The organism is Vibrio sp. SCSIO 43135 (assembly GCF_023716665.1).
Taxonomy (GTDB): domain Bacteria; phylum Pseudomonadota; class Gammaproteobacteria; order Enterobacterales; family Vibrionaceae; genus Vibrio; species Vibrio paucivorans.
On the sequence record NZ_CP071859.1, the window covers coordinates 442,566 to 462,938 of the forward strand.

General features: G+C 45.1%; 20 protein-coding genes and 1 tRNA gene. 12 read left to right on the top strand and 9 right to left on the bottom strand.

Annotated elements, in window-relative coordinates; translation table 11 throughout:
- Window positions 1–3 precede the first annotated feature (3 nt).
- The 8 genes from J4N42_RS02110 to rpsU all read right to left on the bottom strand — a co-directional run bounded on the left by J4N42_RS02110 (window position 4) and on the right by rpsU (window position 10,595).
- The gene (locus J4N42_RS02110; RefSeq protein ID WP_252029392.1) at window positions 4–1,152 is read right to left on the bottom strand and encodes a mannitol-1-phosphate 5-dehydrogenase; all 1,149 of its coding nucleotides are present in this window, start codon (window positions 1,150–1,152) and stop codon (window positions 4–6) included.
- Window positions 1,153–1,262: 110 nt separating this feature from the next.
- Window positions 1,263–3,215 carry a PTS mannitol transporter subunit IICBA gene (locus J4N42_RS02115; protein ID WP_252029394.1) on the bottom strand — a complete coding sequence of 651 codons (1,953 nt, stop codon included), beginning with the start codon at window positions 3,213–3,215 and terminating at the stop codon, window positions 1,263–1,265.
- A 508-nt stretch (window positions 3,216–3,723) separates the two neighbouring features.
- Window positions 3,724–5,481: a bifunctional lysophospholipid acyltransferase family protein/GNAT family N-acetyltransferase gene (locus J4N42_RS02120; RefSeq protein ID WP_252029396.1), complete on the bottom strand. Its 1,758-nt coding sequence runs from the start codon at window positions 5,479–5,481 to the stop codon at window positions 3,724–3,726.
- 392 nt (window positions 5,482–5,873) lie between these two features.
- Window positions 5,874–5,949: transfer RNA gene (locus J4N42_RS02125), tRNA-Ile, on the bottom strand.
- 154 nt (window positions 5,950–6,103) lie between these two features.
- On the bottom strand, window positions 6,104–7,954 hold the full coding sequence (rpoD, locus tag J4N42_RS02130) for an RNA polymerase sigma factor RpoD (protein WP_252029398.1): 1,851 nt from the start codon (window positions 7,952–7,954) through the stop codon (window positions 6,104–6,106).
- A gap of 98 nt (window positions 7,955–8,052) precedes the next feature.
- Complete coding sequence (gene dnaG, locus J4N42_RS02135) at window positions 8,053–9,804, bottom strand: DNA primase (protein ID WP_252029400.1); 1,752 nt, start codon at window positions 9,802–9,804, stop codon at window positions 8,053–8,055.
- 104 nt (window positions 9,805–9,908) lie between these two features.
- Window positions 9,909–10,352, bottom strand: coding sequence for a GatB/YqeY domain-containing protein (locus J4N42_RS02140; protein ID WP_252029402.1), 444 nt, complete (start codon window positions 10,350–10,352; stop codon window positions 9,909–9,911).
- A 27-nt stretch (window positions 10,353–10,379) separates the two neighbouring features.
- The gene (rpsU, locus tag J4N42_RS02145; protein WP_001145625.1) at window positions 10,380–10,595 is read right to left on the bottom strand and encodes a 30S ribosomal protein S21; all 216 of its coding nucleotides are present in this window, start codon (window positions 10,593–10,595) and stop codon (window positions 10,380–10,382) included.
- Between the two features lie 229 nt (window positions 10,596–10,824).
- Here rpsU and tsaD point away from each other — a divergent pair, with 229 nt between their 5' ends.
- Window positions 10,825–11,841 (top strand): tRNA (adenosine(37)-N6)-threonylcarbamoyltransferase complex transferase subunit TsaD, encoded by a 1,017-nt coding sequence (gene tsaD, locus J4N42_RS02150; RefSeq protein WP_252029404.1) that lies wholly within the window; start codon window positions 10,825–10,827, stop codon window positions 11,839–11,841.
- Between the two features lie 101 nt (window positions 11,842–11,942).
- Window positions 11,943–12,767 (top strand): alpha/beta fold hydrolase, encoded by an 825-nt coding sequence (locus tag J4N42_RS02155; protein ID WP_252029406.1) that lies wholly within the window; start codon window positions 11,943–11,945, stop codon window positions 12,765–12,767.
- 33 nt (window positions 12,768–12,800) lie between these two features.
- Here J4N42_RS02155 and plsY read toward each other — a convergent pair whose 3' ends face one another.
- Window positions 12,801–13,412: a glycerol-3-phosphate 1-O-acyltransferase PlsY gene (plsY, locus tag J4N42_RS02160; RefSeq protein ID WP_252029408.1), complete on the bottom strand. Its 612-nt coding sequence runs from the start codon at window positions 13,410–13,412 to the stop codon at window positions 12,801–12,803.
- 178 nt (window positions 13,413–13,590) lie between these two features.
- Between plsY and folB the strand changes: the two genes are divergently transcribed.
- The 10 genes from folB (at window position 13,591) to nlpD (ending at window position 20,346) form a co-directional block, all read left to right on the top strand.
- Window positions 13,591–13,944, top strand: a complete 354-nt coding sequence (folB, locus tag J4N42_RS02165; RefSeq protein ID WP_252029410.1) for a bifunctional dihydroneopterin aldolase/7,8-dihydroneopterin epimerase — start codon at window positions 13,591–13,593, stop codon at window positions 13,942–13,944.
- Entirely contained in the window at window positions 13,941–14,447 is a 507-nt protein-coding gene (folK, locus tag J4N42_RS02170; RefSeq protein WP_252029413.1) for a 2-amino-4-hydroxy-6-hydroxymethyldihydropteridine diphosphokinase, read from the top strand. Before folB ends, folK begins: the two co-directional genes overlap by 4 nt.
- Before the next feature lie 10 nt (window positions 14,448–14,457).
- Window positions 14,458–15,261 carry an undecaprenyl-diphosphate phosphatase gene (locus J4N42_RS02175; RefSeq protein ID WP_252029415.1) on the top strand — a complete coding sequence of 268 codons (804 nt, stop codon included), beginning with the start codon at window positions 14,458–14,460 and terminating at the stop codon, window positions 15,259–15,261.
- 111 nt (window positions 15,262–15,372) lie between these two features.
- The gene (gene ftsB / locus J4N42_RS02180; RefSeq protein WP_252029417.1) at window positions 15,373–15,654 is read left to right on the top strand and encodes a cell division protein FtsB; all 282 of its coding nucleotides are present in this window, start codon (window positions 15,373–15,375) and stop codon (window positions 15,652–15,654) included.
- 1 nt (window position 15,655) lies between these two features.
- Window positions 15,656–16,396, top strand: coding sequence for a 2-C-methyl-D-erythritol 4-phosphate cytidylyltransferase (ispD, locus tag J4N42_RS02185; RefSeq protein ID WP_252029419.1), 741 nt, complete (start codon window positions 15,656–15,658; stop codon window positions 16,394–16,396).
- 3 nt (window positions 16,397–16,399) lie between these two features.
- Window positions 16,400–16,873 (top strand): 2-C-methyl-D-erythritol 2,4-cyclodiphosphate synthase, encoded by a 474-nt coding sequence (gene ispF / locus J4N42_RS02190; RefSeq protein WP_252029420.1) that lies wholly within the window; start codon window positions 16,400–16,402, stop codon window positions 16,871–16,873.
- 121 nt (window positions 16,874–16,994) lie between these two features.
- Window positions 16,995–18,038 carry a tRNA pseudouridine(13) synthase TruD gene (truD, locus tag J4N42_RS02195; protein ID WP_252029423.1) on the top strand — a complete coding sequence of 348 codons (1,044 nt, stop codon included), beginning with the start codon at window positions 16,995–16,997 and terminating at the stop codon, window positions 18,036–18,038.
- A complete protein-coding gene (gene surE, locus J4N42_RS02200) occupies window positions 18,039–18,800 on the top strand; it encodes a 5'/3'-nucleotidase SurE (RefSeq protein WP_252029425.1) in 762 nt (253 codons plus the stop codon).
- On the top strand, window positions 18,797–19,423 hold the full coding sequence (locus J4N42_RS02205; RefSeq protein WP_252029427.1) for a protein-L-isoaspartate(D-aspartate) O-methyltransferase: 627 nt from the start codon (window positions 18,797–18,799) through the stop codon (window positions 19,421–19,423). The genes surE and J4N42_RS02205 overlap by 4 nt, the downstream gene beginning before the upstream one ends.
- Before the next feature lie 2 nt (window positions 19,424–19,425).
- Window positions 19,426–20,346: a murein hydrolase activator NlpD gene (gene nlpD / locus J4N42_RS02210; RefSeq protein ID WP_252029429.1), complete on the top strand. Its 921-nt coding sequence runs from the start codon at window positions 19,426–19,428 to the stop codon at window positions 20,344–20,346.
- Window positions 20,347–20,373 lie beyond the last annotated feature (27 nt).

The window sequence follows — 20,373 nt, forward strand, 5'->3', positions numbered from 1 at the left end:
GTTTTATAGTTGGTTATAGATAGCTTCAATCTGGCTGACTTCTTTACTTTGTTGGTCAAGGCCAGTGTATTGTGCCAGCGTCTGTTTGATACCAGTGTCTTTTAGCGTTTGTTGTAATTCAATTGCTTGAGGATCCGTGGCATTGGTATATTTGAGTGCCGCTGCAATCCCTTTCAAAAGTGTTTTGTTTTCAGTGCCATATTCGATTGTACCTAGTAATGGCTTCACTAATCTATCATTAGCACCCAATTTTCGGATCGGCTGACGACCTACGCGATCAACCTCATCGACAAGATATGGATTAGCGAATCGACCTAGAATCTTATCGATGTACGCGTTGTGAAGGTCGCGATCGAAGCCATAGCGCTGAATCAATACTTCACCACTCTCCTGCATTGCCTGTTTTACTTCGGCGTAGATTTGCGGATCTTCGATAGCTTCACGAATGGTTCGATGGCCTTTCAGACAACCCAAATAAGCCGTAATGCAATGGCCTGTGTTAAGCGTGAACAGCTTACGCTCTACAAACGCCATTAGATTATCGGTTTTCTCCATTCCTGAAATGTCAGGCACTTCACCTTTAAATTGCTGCTCGTCGACAATCCACTCGCTAAAGCTTTCCACTGTGACTTCCAGTGGGTCATCGTTGGCAGCTTCCGCTGGTGGAACAATTCTGTCGACAGCGGAGTCAACGAAGCCAACTAGCTCATCGGCTTGGGCGTGCAAAGAGGCATCTAGGTGTTTGTAGACTTCACCTTTTAGGTGGGTAGTACCACGAACCATATTTTCACATGCGATGATATTCAGTGGTGCTTGGTTGTTTGCCGCGAAACGTTTGGTTATGCCTGTCGCGATGGTTTTCGCAATTAGATCTAATACATTCGGTCCCACTGCAGTGGTGACTAAATCGGTGTGAACAATGCGGTCGATGACGTCTTCACTGGCTGAATTAACAGCGGTGACGTGAGTAACTGTATCGATTTGGCAGTCGGTGCCAACGACTTTAACTTTGTATTCTTGCTTATGACTTAATTGGTCAATGAGTGGTGCATCAACATCGGCGAAAGTGACGGCGACATCTGCGTCTGCCAGTAGCTTACCGATAAAACCGCGGCCAATATTGCCGGCACCAAAGTGAACTGCGTTTTTCATAACTTACCTACCAAAAATATTTACCATTCATCATGGTCACTAACGACTTGAGGGTGAGGTCAACTGAATAGGGGGCTCAGTCGACCTCGGCTTTGCTCAGGAGCAAATAATTACGCGGCTTGGTGACCAGACAGAATGTTCAAAATCTCATTCACATCTTTGGTGCTTGTTAGCCTATCAATTGCTTCTGGCTCATCAAGTGCGTTAGTGATGGTAGTGATAACTTGGATATGTTCATCGTTCTTCGCGGCAATACCGATAACCAGTTTGGCGATGTCATCTTGATCATCAGTGAACTGAATTCCTGAAGGGTATTGGCAAATCACGATACCGGTTTTCTTAACACGATCTTTTGCTTCAACAGTACCGTGTGGAACTGCAATAGATTCACCTAGGTAAGTTGGAACTAACTTTTCACGTTCGAACATAGCGTCAACGTATTCAGGATCAGCGTAACCGAGTTCAACCAATTGGTTGCCTGCAAAGCGAATCGCTTCTTCTTTGTTTGCTGCTTGTAGACCTAAGTGGATGTTTTCAGCTTGAATTTGGAATACCGCGGGTTGCTGCGCTTCAAAGCTATCATCATTGGCTGCTAGAACAGACACTTTGGTGATTTGGTCGTCATTTGCAGCAGTTTGGTTTTGCGCAGCTATAAGCTTAGCGACGAACTGATTGTACATTTCGCTATCTAGGAAGTTAGTCAGTGAAATGTGGTGTGCGTTTGGTGCGTGCTTACGTGCACGGTCGGTTAAGTCTTTATGAGTAATCACGATATCTGCACTCTCTGGTAAGCTATTAATGGCAAGGTTAGTGACGTGGATGTTAAGTCCTGCGTCTTGGACTTTCTTACGTAGCATGCTGGCGCCCATTGCACTTGAGCCCATTCCCGCATCACAAGCGACGATAATGCTCTGTACGCTTGCTAAGTCGACGTGACCATTGTTTTCACTGCTTGTCGCAGCATTACCTTTAGAGCCAGACTTCATGTCTGTCATCTGTGCTTTAGCTTTATCTAGCGCTGCTTTATCACCATCTTCTTCTGTAGACGTTTGTGTTTTCATTAACAGAGCTGCCACGGTGAAAGACACCGCTGTTGCTGCTGCAATGGAAGCCAGTACGCCAACAATAGAGCCTTTCTGAGTCATAAGTAAAATCGCGAAGATTGAACCTGGAGACGCCGGAGACACAATACCTGCGTTGAACAGTACCAGTACGAATACACCAGCCATACCGCCTGCGATTGCCGCTAGGATCAAGCGTGGGTTCATCAGGATGTATGGGAAGTAAATCTCGTGGATACCACCGAAGAAGTGGATGATCGACGCGCCACCTGCTGTTTGGCGTGCAGTACCTTTGCCAAATACCATGTAAGCCAGAAGAATACCAAGACCAGGGCCAGGGTTAGCTTCAATCAGGAAGAAGATCGATTGACCCGTTTCTGATGCTTGTTGGATACCTAGTGGTGAGAAGATACCGTGGTTAATAGCATTGTTTAAGAACAGGATCTTCGCTGGTTCAACAAAAATCGAGGTGAGTGGCAATAGGTGGGCCGAAACAAGGAAGTTCACACCACCGGCGAGTACGCCTGAAACGACTTTCACGAACGGGCCGATAAACATGAATGCTAAAATAGCACACAGCATACCGATGATGCCTGCCGAGAAGTTGTTCACCAACATCTCAAAGCCGCTTTTCACTTTGCCATCGATGTAATTGTCGAATTTCTTGATTGCCCAACCACCAAGAGGGCCAACCATCATCGCGCCCATAAACATCGGGATGTCGGTACCGACAATTACACCCATTGTTGTAATTGCACCCACAACTGCGCCGCGCTCACCACCGACCAACTTACCGCCGGTATAGCCGATCAGTAGTGGCAGAAGGTAGGTGATCATTGGGCCAACCATTGCTGCCAGTGTTTCGTTTGGCAGCCATCCAGTTGGAATGAAAAGTGCGGTAATAAAGCCCCATGCGATAAAGGCACCAATATTTGGCATTACCATGTTTGATAGGAAGCGACCAAAATTTTGTATCTTGATCTTGGCATCTGGTGATATCATAAGGATTCCCCGTTCGATGTTCTGATGAATATTGTTGTTGTAAACGGTTCGCTAAAACCGCTGATTGCTTAGTACCCAATCAATTTACCACACAATCTTATATTAGAACTGACGACGGGTTTTTTGTGACCTGAGTAGACTTTTCTTCCGCTTCCAAATTATTTTAATGAGATCTTAATCACTATTTAGCATTGTAATTTTATTACCAATGCTATTATTTTTATTTGTCAATAAAAATAATAGTGATGAAAATCTCATTTATGTGATTTTGATTTTGATATTTAATGTGATCTAAATCTCTATTTTGATCTAATTTAAAACCGACATGATTTTTAGTGTGATCGATATCTCTGATTTAAGGCTTAATTCTCGTCGCGAACTAATTTGGGCTTGATTTTCGCGTTGTTATGAAAATTAATAACAGTGATTTATCTAAATCTAAAGTGGTAATAGCAGGCTTGATGTATGTTGAGCTTCATCTCAGTTTGAGATGAAGCGACAGGAATGCTCAGCGGTGCTGTTGTAGGTAGTTCTCAGCTTGTTTCGCTCCCATATATCGACCTAATGTTTTACTTGGAACACTACGCAGATCGACAACGATTAGCCCATCTAATGCGTTATTAAACGATGGATCAACGTTAAAACAGACTAACTTTCCATTGAGCGCAAGGTATTGGCGTAGCAATACTGGAACGCTCTTACCGCTGTCGATACGCGCAATGACTCGCGAGAGCAACTGAATATCTGCCAGAGCTGTCAGTAAGTTGGTGTTCCACGCCGTATCCGGCTGCGGCCTTGGATGAGAAGCCTTGACCAGCTGGGCACCGGTTTGGTCATAGTGATGGAACTGCATCGTTTCTGCCAATAAATGCCGAGCTTCTGGGCTGTAATCATTGCTGATACTGACAGGGCCAAAGAGGTGAGTAAATTGTGGGTTGCGATGAACGTACGTTGCAATCCCTTTCCATAGCAGTAATAGGGCACTCATGCTTTTCTGGTATCGAGCTGCAACCACTGAGCGTCCCATTTCTATTGATTTGGGCATGGTGTTTAGAAATGGTTGGTCATACTCAAACAAACTGCGTGAGTAGAGCCCGTTTAATCCATTCTGTTGACATATTTGCTCAACTACACCAAGTCGATAGGCACCGACTAAGCAGTGATTCTCCCTATCCCAAACAAAGAGATGCAAATAGTCTCGATCAAATTGATCGATATCGATCGCAAACCCGGTCCCTTCGCCTGCGGCTCGGAAGTTTTCTTCTCTGCAACGTCCAATCTCATGCAAGATAGCAGGAATGTGTTCGGCAGTAGTGCAATACACATCAAATTCATTGCTTGAAAGCAGGTGCGCCTCACTAGGAAGATTTTGTAGGTCGTGGGAAAAATCATTGATTGGCAGTGACTGCGCAATCGGTAGTAATGGTTCTTGTTGAGTGGAAGTTACTTCGCTAGCTTGTGGGGCTCTGTGCAATAGATAAGTATTGAGGCGTAAGTAATTCACCACCTGTTGGTCGGTAAGATTGGCTACCTCTTTATATTTTACCGGTTCTCCAATCGATATCTTGATTGGTAGAGAGTGTTTGTTGAGTAACTCTCGCCCAAGCATCATGGTGCGAAGCAGAGGGTGCACTTTTCCAGCCATATAAAAGCGTTTCGAGTTATGCCCATCGATGAAGACTGGCACTGAAACCGCCTTATGTTTACGCACGAAAGAGGCGATAGAGCGGCTCCATTCTTTGTCTTCTAGTTGCTGCTTCTGGGTAGGTTTATCGACCAAGTGTGAGACTTCACCTGCTGGAAATACCAGTAACAAACCGCCACTTTCTAGATGCTTGTTTGCCGTTCTAAGGGCTTTCATATTGGCGCGAGCAGCTTTACTTCCTTCAAAGACATCTACACCGATAAACAGCTCATCAAGCTCGGGAACGGTTTTTAAATAGTGATTTGCCAGAATTTGTACATCACTACGTATCATCAGTAGCAGCTCAGCGAGAATGACACCTTCGACACAACCGAGTGGATGATTTGCTACGACGAGAGTTGCCCCCTCTGCGGGAACGGAGTTGAGAGAACCTCGCTCGATGGTGTAGTCAATACCAAGGACATCTAGGGTATAGCGTAGAAAAGTATTGGTATCACACGCGAGTGGGCGCTGAGCATACAGTTTCTCTAGCTTGGATAAACCTGTTGCCCACTCAGTGATGTTTTCACCTAAACCAAAGGGCGTTTTGCGTGGTAAGCGGAAAGGGCTAGTGACGTCCATGAAAACCTCAATCGTGAATATCAGACCACTAAGAGGTTAATCAATGAAGATGACTGTTTTGCGAAGGAAATGTGTGTGGTTGATTGCGATAAGGTGACGTTACGATGAATGCAAAAATGAGATATGTATCATTGATAGTGATTTGTGTGTCACAAACTATTACAAATTCGTATTTAACTAGAGGTAAAGCTGCTAACGTTAAAAGTGCGGTTAACGCAATTATAAAAAATACGTCAATATACCTTTGTTTTGCTGATCTGGAAAAGACGGGAGCTAATGTGCTCCCGTCGTTGTATGTGTGGAAATTAGTATCAGCAGAATAGCAAAGGCCTGAGAAGTGAAATCACTCTCAGGCCTTTTTAAATTCTATTATGCACTTCTCGAAGAGAAAGTGGTGGCCCCTCGCAGACTTGAACTGCGGACCAATCGATTATGAGTCGACTGCTCTAACCACTGAGCTAAGGGGCCATGTAGGGCAATGATTATAGGGGATGAGGATCTAGCTGTCTAGCCAGTAACTAGGGTAAATGCGCTTAGATTTTATCCACTTAAATCATTTGACGATAAAAAAGGTGAGCTATTGCTCACCTTTTCATCAATTACTTCAAAACAATCGTTACGATTACTCGTCTAGGAAGCTGCGCAGAGTTTCTGAGCGGCTTGGGTGACGTAGTTTACGTAGTGCTTTTGCTTCGATCTGACGGATACGCTCACGAGTTACGTCGAACTGCTTACCTACCTCTTCTAGAGTGTGGTCAGTGTTCATATCGATACCGAAACGCATACGCAGTACTTTTGCTTCACGAGGAGTTAGGCCTGCAAGTACGTCTTTCGTTGCAACTTTTAGGCTACCTGAAGTCGCTGAGTCTAGCGGCAATTCAAGTGTTGTATCCTCGATGAAATCACCTAGATGCGAATCTTCGTCGTCACCAATTGGTGTCTCCATTGAGATTGGCTCTTTAGCAATTTTCAGTACTTTACGAATCTTGTCTTCTGGCATTTGCATGCGCTCTGCCAATTCTTCCGGTAATGGCTCGCGACCCATTTCTTGTAGCATTTGACGAGAAATACGGTTTAGCTTGTTGATCGTTTCGATCATGTGTACCGGAATACGAATCGTACGTGCTTGGTCTGCGATTGAACGAGTGATTGCCTGACGAATCCACCATGTTGCGTAAGTCGAGAACTTGTAACCACGACGGTATTCGAACTTATCTACCGCTTTCATCAGACCGATGTTACCTTCCTGGATCAGATCCAAGAACTGTAGGCCACGGTTGGTGTACTTCTTAGCGATAGAAATTACTAGACGTAAGTTCGCTTCAACCATCTCTTTCTTCGCACGGCGAGCTTTCGCTTCACCGATAGACATACGACGGCTGATTTCTTTGATGCTTTGCACTGACAGTGACGTTTCTTTCTCGATCATATCCAGCTTTTGGATTGAACGACGAATGTCATCTTCGCTGCGCTTAATTTTCTCAGCGTATGGTTTATCTGAAGCCAGCGCTTCATCTAACCATGCTTCGCTAGATTCGTTACCGGTGAATAGGGCGATGAACGATTTCTTCGGCATCTTTCCGTATTCAACAGTTTGACGCATGATCAAACGCTCTTGAGTACGCACACGATCCATTGAAGTACGTAGTTCATTAACTAGGTAATCAAATTGTTTTGGCGTTAGACGGAATTCAGCAAAAACCTCTTGTAGCAACTGCGTTGCTTGAGAAGCTTTAGAGCTGTCAGCGCCATGCTCGTTAATCGCTAGTTGAAGATTCTGGTAAGAGTTACGCAGGTCTGTGAACTTCTCAAGAGCAAGTTCTGGATCGATACCAGTATCTTCTTCCTCTTCCTCGTCATCTTCACTTTCGTCTGCGTCTTCTTTGTCTTCGTCTTCTAGATCAGATTCTGCAAGTTCCGAACCGATGTGGGTGGCAGTCGGTGCTGCTGTCTCTTCATCGTTAGGGTCTACAAAACCAGAAATTAGGTCAGTAAGGCGTAGCTCTTCCGCTTGAACTTTATCAAATTGCTCAAGAATGTATGGGATAGTGCCAGGGTATTCCGCTACCGCGTTTTGAACTTGGTTGATGCCGTCTTCAATACGTTTAGCGATGTCGATTTCGCCTTCACGAGTTAGAAGCTCTACAGTACCCATTTCACGCATGTACATGCGAACTGGGTCTGTTGTACGGCCAATCTCGTTCTCTACACTTGAAAGTGCAGCTGCCGCAGCTTCTGCAGCATCTTCATCTGTGATGGTGTTGTCATCGTTCAGAGCTAGATCATCGGCATCAGGTGCAGTTTCTACTACCTTAATACCCATGTCGTTAATCATCTGAATAATATCTTCTACCTGTTCAGAATCTACGATTTCTGCAGGTAGGTGGTCATTTACTTCGGCGTAGGTCAGATAGCCTTGCTCTTTGCCTTTAATAACAAGTAGTTTCAGCTGTGACTGCGGATTTTGATCCATAGACGGTATCCAACTTCGTATCTGGTGACGGATTTAGTATGCGAATTGCAAACCACGAATATTAACAAATTTATTCATTGCTGACTAATCAAACAGGGTTACGCTTTTAAATCTAGCATTAGGGCTAGCAGCTCCCTTTTCTCTTCGGCTGATAAACCGATACTTCTTGCTTTGGCCTGCAGGTTTTCAATTTGTTTTTCTACGCACTGGGCCAAAATTTTGTCCAGTGAGTCTAAAAATATATCTTCTTGATTGTCTTCATCGAGAGGGATCTCCCAGCTCGCAAGACGAGACAGAAGTGCCTCATTTTGCCTATTTCGCCAGCTTTCTAGCAATTGGCCGGTGTTGATATGGGGACGCGCTCGACAATAATCAAGGACTTCGACCAATAAACCTAATCCCGGTAGTGATAACTCTCTCACACTGGTGAGATCCGGTACCATATCAGCATAGCTCGGATTCTGGATAAGCAAAGCAATTACTTCGCGCATCGGAGTACGCTTGATCTCTTTATGTGGTTGAGGTCGCGTTTCATTTACATGTTTGCGCGCCTTGCGTAATTGGTTATCAAACCCGGTACGCTCATCCAGCAGTTTTTCCAATAGTTCTTGAAAATAGCTATCCGGAATTTTGTTGATTAATGCACTGGCGTGCGCACGTAATGCCGATTTACCTTCATTAGTACCCAAATTAATTTGGTGCAACTCAATAAGGTTCTCAAACAAGTAGGTCGACAGTGGTGTTGCGTTTTTAACCAATTGCTCAAAAGCATCTTTACCGTGTTGGCGGATATAGCTGTCGGGGTCTTCACCATCAGGTAAGAATAAAAATTTAAGGGTATTGCCTGTCTTTAAGTACTCCAATGAGTTCTCTAAGGCTCGCCATGCTGCTTCCTTACCTGCGCGGTCGCCATCGTAACAACACACTACAGTGTTCGTTTGGCGAAATAGCATTTGCACATGATCGCCGGTAGTAGAGGTGCCCAGTGATGCCACTGAGTAATCTACCCCATACTGTGCGAGTGCCACCACATCCATATAGCCTTCCACCACCAGAACTTGCGGTGGCTCTCGGTAGGCTTGCAGTACTTCATACAAGCCATATAGTTCTTTGCCTTTATGGAAAATCGGTGTTTCAGGTGAGTTAAGATACTTAGGCGTCCCGTCTCCTAACACTCGTCCACCAAAGCCAATCACTCGGCCACGACGGTCGCGAATTGGGAACATCACACGTCCGCGGAATCTGTCGTAGCGGTTGCCTTTGTCGTTCTCGATCAGCATGCCACCTGAGACAAGCATATCTTGCGCGTCTTTTTGCTGACCAAAGTTCTTACGAACTAAATCCCACTCATCGGCAACATAACCAATGCCAAATTTTTGGACAATTTCGCCGGAAAGTCCGCGTTCTTTCAAATAGTCGATAGCGACTTTGCTATTGGATGACTTAAGCTGTTTCCGGTAGAACTGAGCAATGCTACCCATCAAATCGTACAGATTGCGTTTTTGCTCTGTGTTGGCTCGAGGCTGGCTGGAGAAACTCCCGTTTCGCTGCTCTCTAGGGACATCAAGTCCAAGGAAAGAAGCGAGTTCTTCAATGGCTTCAACGAACTCTAATCGCTCGTATTCCATCATAAAGTCGATGGCATTGCCGTGAGCACCACAACCAAAGCAGTGGTAGAACTGTTTTTCTTGGCTAACGCTGAAAGACGGGGTTTTCTCGTTGTGGAATGGGCAACAAGCGCCGTAGTTTTTGCCTTTTTTCTTAAGTTTTACGCGTGCGTCAACGATATCGACAATATCGAGCCGAGCAAGGAGGTCATCAATGAAACTTCGAGGAATGTGTCCTGCCATAAAACCTTAGAAAAATGCACTAACAGTAAGAAACGACATTAGGTTAGATACAAACAAGCCGTGCGTCCAGAGGATAGCACGGCTTGTTGCAAATGGGGTTTGGGTTAAGCCAGTTTAGCGCGAACTAGACCGCTTACTTTACCCATATCTGCGCGCCCTTGAATTTGAGGCTTAAGCACGCCCATCACTTTACCCATGTCTTGCATGCCCGCTGCGCCAGATTCTGTTATTGCACTTTCAATCAGTGCTGCTACTTCATCTTCGCTCAGTGGTTGAGGCATAAAGTCCTCAAGTACAGCGATTTCTGCTTGCTCTGCATCTGCTAGATCTTGACGACCTGCTGATTCAAATTGAGCGACAGAGTCGCGACGTTGTTTAACCATCTTAGTCAGCACAGCTAGAATGTCGTCGTCGCCCAGAGTAATCTGTTCGTCAACTTCACGTTGCTTAATGGCTGATAGAGCTAAACGGATAGTGCCAAGGCGCAATTTGTCCTTGGCTTTCATCGCTAATTTTTGCTCTTCTTTGAGTTGTTCAATAAGAGCCATAACTGGAATCCTTTTGGGACCTAGTTATTAGTACAGGCGAACGCGACGAGCGTTTTCGCGAGCTAGCTTCTTAGCGTGACGCTTTTGAGCTGCTGCTTTAGCGCGTTTGCGAACTGTAGTTGGTTTTTCATAGTGCTCACGACGACGCACTTCAGAAAGGATACCTGCTTTTTCGCAAGAGCGCTTGAAACGACGTAGTGCAACGTCGAACGGTTCGTTTTCACGTACTTTAACTACTGGCATATGCCTTTCACCTCAGGGGTTATTCGTTAATGCTGGTATCAGTGGACGGAACGTGTTGTGTTCGGTCTATAACCAGCTTGATCAAAAATGGTGCGGAATTTTAATCCGATCACACAGCCTTTGTAAAGCCTTTTATTGTTTAGCCACTGTACAAAATTTGTTTGATGGAGCAAGGCAAGGTAAGATTGCGCCAATTTCCCATTCTAGATAGAAGCATACCGAGAAAAATATGCGCATTATTGGTATTGAAACCTCTTGTGATGAAACGGGTATCGCCATTTACGATGATGAGAAAGGACTCCTTTCACATCAGTTATATAGTCAGGTTAAATTACACGCTGACTATGGTGGTGTTGTCCCAGAACTGGCCTCTCGCGACCACGTTAAGAAAACCATTCCTCTTATTAAGGAAGCATTGAAAGATGCTAACTTAACGCCAAAAGATATTGATGGCATTGCTTATACCGCAGGACCTGGTTTGGTTGGGGCTTTATTAGTTGGGGCGACAATTGGTCGCAGTATTGCGTACGCTTGGGGTGTTCCCGCTGTTCCTGTCCATCATATGGAAGGGCACCTACTGGCGCCAATGCTGGAAGATAATCCACCACCTTTTCCATTTGTGGCGCTGCTTGTTTCTGGTGGCCATAGCATGATGGTAGAAGTAAAAGGGATTGGTGAGTATAAGATCCTAGGTGAGTCGATTGACGATGCCGCAGGTGAAGCCTTTGATAAAACGGCTAAGTTAATGGGGCTTGACTACCCTGGTGGTCCGTTACTGTCTCGCTTAGCTGAAAATGGCACGCCTGGGAGGTTTAAGTTCCCGCGCCCGATGACCGACCGCCCTGGTTTAGATATGAGCTTTTCTGGTCTAAAGACGTTCACTGCAAATACCATTGCGGCGAACGATAACGATGATCAAACACGCGCGGACATTGCCTATGCATTCCAAGAAGCGGTCTGTGACACATTGGTCATTAAGTGTAAACGTGCATTGCAGCAAACGGGTATGAAACGTATCGTGATCGCAGGTGGCGTGAGCGCCAACAAGCAATTACGTAAATCGCTGGAAGAATTAGCGGAAAAGATTGGTGGTGAGGTGTATTACCCACGCACTGAATTTTGTACCGACAACGGTGCCATGATCGCTTATGCAGGTATGCAGCGTCTTAAAAATGGTGAGGTTGCTGATCTTTCAGTTCAAGCAACACCTCGTTGGCCTATCGACCAACTTAAGCCAATCGCTTAATACGAGATGAATACATTAGAAAACGGTCGCCCTCGCGGCCGTTTTTGTCATATAGGGTACGTAAGTCCCTAGAACAACGGATAGAAAAAAGAGAGTAGAAAATGGATGCAATCAAAAAGACATTTTCGATAGACGGTCAAACAATGCATTACCTTGATCAAGGTGATGGCCCGGTACTGCTATTTGGTCACAGTTACCTTTGGGATAGCGCAATGTGGGCACCTCAAGTTGAAGCGTTGAGCCAAGCTTATCGCTGTATTGTGCCAGATTTATGGGCGCATGGGAGTTCAGAGGCTGCACCTGCTACGACTCGTTCGTTACGTGACTACGCTTCGCATATGGTGGCGTTGATGGACCATTTATCCATTGAAAAGTTTTCAATTGTTGGCCTTTCTGTTGGCGGTATGTGGGGAGGTGAGGTCGCCCTGCAAGTGCCGCAACGAGTCAAATCACTGGTTCTAATGGATACGTTTCTTGGCCTAGAGCCAGAAGTTACCCATCAGAAGTATTTTGGCATGTTAGATGCGGTTGCTGCGGCGAAGCAATTTCCTCAAACTATTGTTGATGCGGTTGTACCTTTGTTCTTTGCACAACATGCTGCGCAAGATACGCCAGAGTTAGTTGAGAAATTTTCGAACAGCCTAATTCAGGTTAGTGGCGAACGTGCTGAAGAGATAGCACGAGTCGGGCGAATGGTGTTTGGTCGTCGCGATTTAATGGAAGAGAGCGAAAAATTTGCGTTGCCAGTTTTAATTGCCGTGGGACAGGAGGACAAACCTCGTCCAGTGCTTGAGTCTTATTTGATGAATGATGCCATTACTGGAAGCCAACTCGTGCAAATCCCGAAAGCCGGCCATATTAGCAACCTTGAACAACCAGAGTTGGTGACCAAGATGTTGCAAGAGTTCTTTGCTACTGTTTACTAATGTTGGCAAGGATTGTAATAAGTAAAAGGCCTCTTACGAGGCCTTTTTTAATCCATCTTTTTTCTCGCCGACTTTTGGTTCGGTACCATCAAATAAGCGTTTAATGTTTTGATGGTGTCTCAGCACAATCAAACAACACAGCATGGCCACGGGCAAGGTGTATTGCGGTTTGATAATCCAAGTATAAAAAGGAGCAAGTAGTACACTGACGATTGCTGCTAATGAAGAGTAACGGAAGACCAAAGCAACGGCTAACCATGTGAGCATGATGATACTCGTTAGTCCAAGCCCAATTGGTGCAATGGCACCAAGTGCTGTAGCAACACCTTTGCCGCCTTTAAAGTGAAAGAAAATAGGGTACATGTGCCCAAGGCAGGCAGCGATGGCAACTACGCCAAGCATTATTGGGTCAATTTGTAGAAAATACCCACCCCAGACAGGAATGGTGCCTTTTAACATGTCACACAGTAGCACTGCAGCAGCTGCTTTCTTGCCACCGATACGCAGTACATTAGTGGCTCCAGGGTTATGTGAACCTACTCCGCGAGGATCAGGAAGGCGGAGCACGCGACATATCAGAACTGCACTCGATATCGAACCTAACAAATAGGCAGCGATGATCGTGATGAGTGCGAGTGGAGTCATGATGAGTGTAACGTCCTTGAAACGGGTGCTCTAACAGCAAGTAATTGGTATCATATCGCGATTCATACAGCCAAACTACCTCAATGTTCACAGCATGTGGAGACTGGCTTGTTAGGCGAATAGTAAGTTTTTTTCACCCGAATGGGTATCCGACCTCTAGAAAGGACAAGGCGCGAGCATGGATAAAGTGTTTATCGAACAGTTAGAAGTGATCACTACGATCGGTGTATACGACTGGGAGCAGGAAATTAAGCAAAAGCTAGTGCTCGATATTGAAATGGCGCATGACAACCGCCCTGCAGGGAAAAGCGATGATGTGGTAGACGCATTAGACTACTCTCAGGTAAGCCAAGCGGTACTCGATCATATTGAAGGTGGGCGCTTCCTACTAGTGGAGCGAGTTGCCGAAGAAGTAGCAGAGATCATCATGCAGAGATTTAGTGTGCCATGGATAAAGATCCGCTTAACTAAGCCTGGTGCTGTCCCACAAGCGAAAGGAGTGGGCGTTGTCATTGAGCGAGGTCAGCAATGATCACTGCTTATATTGGTGTTGGCACCAATATAGATCGCGAAAAACATGTTGAAGCAGCGGTAGCGGAGTTATCTCAAATTGGAGATAACTTGAAACTTTCAACCGTTTACGAGTGTCCTACTGTCGGTTTTGATAGTGCACCATTTTATAATTTAGTGATTGAACTCGAGACTTCTATGTCATTCACGCAATTTACACAGACCTTACGTAATATTGAGTTACGCTGGGGGCGTAGTGAATTTGCAAAGAAGTTTCAAGATCGCACTTTGGATCTCGACGTTCTTCTTTTTGGGGAACGAGTGTCTAGCGAAAAGCCAGAACTACCCCGTAGTGATATTTTTAAATACCCGTTTGTGATTCAACCTCTCTATGAGTTATGTCCTAACAGGATCGTGCCTCAAGATGGACGAACCATTGCTCAAATTTGGCATCAGTTTGGAGAGTTTGATTCTTTAACGCCAATTTCATTGTGGTTTGAACTAACAAGCGAACACCATATTTGATGAGAATCTAATGAGTTACTTTGAAGCATTTATTTTGGCTTTGATCCAAGGCCTGACTGAGTTTTTACCGATTTCGAGCTCTGCGCATTTAATTCTACCGTCAGCAATTTTAGGCTGGGAAGATCAAGGCTTAGCCTTTGATGTAGCAGTGCATGTCGGCACACTGGCAGCGGTGGTTATCTACTTCCGTAAAGAGGTCGTGACGTTATTAACAGCATTCTTTGCTTCTATCTTCAAAGGTGAACGTAGCAAAGAGTCTAAACTGGCTTGGATGATCGTATTAGCCACGATTCCAGCCTGTATCTTTGGCCTGTTAATGAAAGACATTATTGAGATTTACTTGCGCAGTGCGTGGGTTATTGCCACGACCACAATCGTGTTTGGCTTGTTGCTTTGGTATGTCGATAAGAATGCCAAGCTTGCCAGTGATGAGTATCAAGCCGATTGGAAAAAGTCATTGTTTATTGGCTTAGCTCAAGCGATGGCCATGATTCCAGGAACCTCTCGCTCTGGCGCAACCATTACAGCGGCACTGTACCTTGGCTTTACTCGTGAGGCAGCAGCACGTTTCTCCTTTCTGATGTCAATCCCGATTATACTGCTGGCTGGTGGGTATTTAGGTTTGAAGTTGGTGACTAGCGGTGAACCTATTCATGTTGGTTTTTTGGTGACGGGTATTATTACGTCTTTTATTAGTGCGTATATCTGTATTCACTTTTTCCTGAAGTTAATCACTCGAATGGGTATGACACCATTTGTGATTTACCGACTAATATTAGGTTTCGGTTTGATTGCGTTCCTAATGTTAGGCTAACGCTAAATCTACTTCCATTTGTGTAAGACCACATCGCTCAATCTCGCTTGATATGCGTGGTTGTGGTATATATGTGGTCTTTCTATATTCTCCTCAAATACATCACGACTTATGCGAATATTTGTTCTTACATTGACGCTACTATTTGGCTGGCTACAGTACACATTGTGGTTTGGCAAAAATGGAGTAGTTGAGTTCAACTCAGTGAACAGTGATATTCAAGCTCAACACCAAGTAAACAGTAATTTGCAAACTCGCAACGCAGAAATGTTTGCCGAGATTGACGATCTTCGCCAAGGGCTCGATGCCATTGAAGAGCGAGCTCGTCATGAGTTGGGGATGGTGAAAGAAGGAGAGACCTTCTACCGTTTGGTTGGAGAAGAGTCGAACTAATATGTCAGAATCTCAATCTATTGTTGCTATCGTCCCTGCTGCTGGTGTTGGTAGCCGTATGAAAGCCGACAGGCCAAAACAGTACCTCATGCTACAAGGCAAATCGGTTCTTGAGCACACTATCGAAAAGCTTCTTACTCATTCACACGTCGATCTGGTGGTCGTTGCGATTACTGATGGCGACCCTTACTTCCCCACTCTGCCGATATCTAAGCACCCTAAGGTAATTCGTGTTTCTGGTGGCAAAGAACGTGCAGATTCGGTGCTTTCAGCCTTGCAGTATATCAATAACGAGCTGAGTAGTGATTGGGTGATGGTGCACGATGCTGCTCGCCCTTGTGTAAACTTAGAAGATATCGATGCTTTAGTAACACGTGCATATCAGCATGAGGTAGGCGCTATTTTAGCTGCACCAGTCAGAGATACGATGAAACGATCAAATAACGAAAACAATATTGATCATACCGTTGAGCGTGAGGCGCTATGGCATGCCTTAACGCCGCAAATGTTCCCAACTCGAAAGTTATGTTCTGCACTTGAGCAAGCTTTACAGCAAGGTGTCACTATTACTGATGAAGCCTCAGCGTTTGAGTGGCTGGGACAACAACCTGCATTGGTAGCGGGTAGAGCAGATAACTTAAAAATTACTCAGCCGGAAGACTTGGACTTAGCGGATTTCTACCTCAGTCGACAAGCACCTCTAGCTGATGACCGAGATAATCACGGTCAAAACAAGGAATAGAATATGCGTATTGGTCACGGTTTTGATGTACATAAATTTGGTGGTGAAGGCCCAGTTATTATCGGTGGTGTGGCTGTTCCCTACGAACAAGGTTTAGTGGCTCACTCGGATGGTGATGTTGCGTTGCACGCGTTGTGTGATGCATTACTTGGCGCAATTGCTGCAGGAGACATAGGCAGGCACTTCCCAGATACTGATGACAAATGGAAAGGTGCTAACAGTCGCGACTTACTAAGAGATGTATATCGCCGAGTTAAAGAGCACGGTTACATTCTTGGTAATGCAGATGTCACAATCATGGCGCAAGCCCCTAAGATGGCACCTCACATTGAAGCTATGTGTGCTGCGATTGCTGAAGATCTCGAAACCGATATTCGCAATGTGAATGTAAAAGCGACGACCACTGAACGTTTAGGCTTTACCGGTCGAAAAGAGGGCATCGCATGTGAGGCAGTTGTCCTGCTACTTAATAAATAGCAATACCAAACGAAATCGACCAAGGTTTGTTAAAGCTAGGTCGTACACACTTTTTCAGTGAGCAGGGTTTCTCCTACTCATCACCACTCATTGCCGTGTAACGGCAACGGAATAATCAGATATGTCAGACATTTTATCGCCAATGGCTTACTTGCTTGGTCAGCCAACCGCAAAAGCAAAATTAAAAGCGAAGCCAGAACATTTTAAAGTAAATGAAGATTTAGGCTTTGAGTTTAGCGGTGAAGGTGAGCACCTAATGGTGCGAATCCGTAAAACTGGAGAGAATACCAGTTTTGTTGCGAATGAATTGGCGAAAGCGTGTGGCGTCAAATCGAAAGATGTTAGCTGGGCGGGGTTAAAAGATCGCCATGCGGTGACGGAACAATGGTTAAGTGTACATTTACCAAAAGGGGGGGCTCCTGATTTCAGCGCATTCCTAAATCAGTACCCTTCGATTGAAATTCTGGATACTGCTCGCCACAACAAAAAGCTACGTCCTGGTGACTTGGTTGGTAATGAATTTGAAATCACGTTGTCAGAAGTGACCAACGTTGATGATGTGTTAGCTCGATTGGAAAAAGTATCACTGTTAGGTGTACCCAACTATTTTGGTAGTCAACGCTTTGGTAATGATGGTAATAACTTACAAGAAGCGCGCCGATGGGGACGAGACAATGTTCGTACCCGCAATCAGAATAAGCGTAGTTTGTATTTATCTGCAGCACGTTCTTGGATTTTTAACCGTATTGTATCTGCACGAATTGAGCAGGGATTGTTTGAGCAAGTTGTTGAAGGTGACATCGTACTGAAGCATCAACAACAGTTGACTGTTGAAAGTGGCAACCAAGAAGAGCTGCAAAGCCTTGTTGAGCGGGGAGGTGTGGATATCACAGCTGCAATGGCCGGTGACAATGCACTTCCAACACAGTCTGATGCGTTGAATTTGGAGCAGCCTCACCTAGATGATGAGCCTGATCTAATGGCGTTAATTCGCGGTAATCGAATGAGACACGATCGCCGAGCGATTGCTTTGAAGCCTCAAAACCTTCGCTGGAAGAACTGTGAAGATCAGGTCACGCTCACTTTCTCATTAGATGCAGGTTGCTTTGCTACCGCAATTGTTCGAGAGTTAGTGGAAGAGAAAGCCGTAGAACGCGAGTACTAAATGCAGTCGAAATTAAAAATATTACTCAGCAATGATGATGGTGTGCATGCCCAAGGTATTCACGCATTAGCCGATGCGCTTAGAGATATTGCTGACATCACCATTGTGGCACCGGATAGAAATCGCTCGGGGGCGTCTAACTCTCTGACGTTAGAACAGCCGCTTCGAGTGGCTGAAATTGCACCTCATATATACTCAGTTCAGGGAACGCCAACCGATTGTGTCCACTTTGCGTTGAATGAGTTGATGAAAGATGACTTACCTGACTTAGTACTGTCTGGTATTAATCATGGCGCAAACCTTGGTGATGACGTACTGTATTCTGGCACAGTGGCTGCTGCGATGGAGGGACACTTTCTCGGCGTACAATCGATCGCATTCTCTTTAGTTGGGAAAGTGAACTTTACTGCTGCCGCTAAAGTTGCGCGTTCTATTGTGGAACAGCACATGGTGCAGCCTATCCCGACTAATCGTTTGCTGAATATCAATATTCCAGATGTTGATGAGTCGGAATACCTTGAACGTAAAATTACCCGTTTGGGTGCTCGGCACCATGCGGAAAATATGATTAAGCAAAAAGACCCGCGTGGTCACGATATCTATTGGTTAGGTCCTCCTGGTAAGGAGCAAGACGCTGGCGAAGGTACGGACTTTTTCGCGGTTGAGCAAAAGTTTGTTTCTATTACACCGCTTCAAGTTGACCTAACAGCGCACGAAGCGTTGCGAACGATTGATAATTGGTTAAAGGGAACTGCATTATGACCAACCCACATGCCGACAAGCTGATTGAGTTTCTTGTCGCGAGTGGAATTCAAGATCCGCGAGTGATTGATGCAATTCGTCATCTACCAAGAGAAAGCTTTGTTTCTCAGGCGATGATGCATCAGGCTTACGATAATAATGCTTTGCCAATCGGGCAAGGGCAGACTATCTCTCAGCCCTATATTGTGGCAAAGATGACCGAGCTGCTTGGGTTGAAACGAGACAGTAAGGTATTGGAAATTGGAACTGGGTCGGGATACCAAACTGCAGTGCTCGCTCAAATAGTGGACCATGTTTATTCTGTAGAGCGTATTAAAGCACTGCAGTGGGATGCGAAACGCCGCTTAAAGCAGTTAGATATTTACAACGTATCGACCAAACATGGTGATGGCTGGCAAGGCTGGGCGTCGAAAGGCCCTTTTGATGCGATTATTGTCACCGCCGCTGCAGAGTCAATTCCTCAAGAACTGTTGAACCAGTTGAGTGATAACGGTGTCATGGTCATCCCTGTTGGGGAAGATGAGCAACGTTTGATTAAAGTGACTCGGCACGGAGATAGCTTCCAGTCAGAGTTAATCGAAATGGTCCGGTTTGTACCTCTTATCGCAGGTGAACTTGCGTAGAAATGAAAGTTGTCATTAGAAGTATTTTGGTTTTGGTGTTTTTCAGCGTGCTTATTGGGTGTGCTGCAAGTACGCCTGCGCCGGTATCTAATGTCACTAAAGGGGCTTCAGGCTTAAAGAAAGATTATAACTCGGTGTCACGGGGTAGTTATCGTGGTAGCTACTATGAAGTTCAGAAAGGCGATACGCTGTACTTTATTTCATATGTCACAGATAGAGATGTAAAAGAGATAATACGTTACAACAACTTATCTGCTCCTTATACCATTCGACCAGGACAAAAGCTCATGCTTTGGCGTCCCGCTTATGTTGCTCCCAACTTTGGTGGTACAGGGGCGGGCGAGGCTCCAGCCGCAGTAGCAGCGACGACAACTCCACCTCCAAGTAAAAGCGCTACTCAAACAACAGCTTCAAAGAAAACTCCTCCACCTCAAACGGTGGCGAAAAAAGAACCACCAAAGAAGGTTGATCAATCGAAATCAAAGGAGTATGTTAAATCAACAAGTAAACAAAATGTTAACAAACCCACAAGCAGTAGCACTGCTAGTAATACCAAAGTTACTAAGTGGTTGTGGCCAACGAAAGGGAGAGTCATTAAAAACTTTTCTGCTGGAGATCAAGGGAATAAGGGCATAGACATCGCAGGACAGCGTGGTCAGTCCATCATTTCGACAGCAGGAGGAACCGTCGTTTATTCGGGAAATGCACTACGCGGTTACGGCAATCTTGTGATTGTAAAACATAACGACAACTACTTAAGTGCATACGCTCATAATGATCGGTTACTCGTACACGAAGGACAAAGTGTAAAAGCCGGCCAAAAAATAGCAACAATGGGCAGTTCTGGAACCAACAGTGTTCGTCTACACTTTGAAATTCGCTACCAAGGTAAGTCGGTGAATCCAAAACGCTACTTACCATAAAATTTACTTTGTAAAGGTAATATAGCG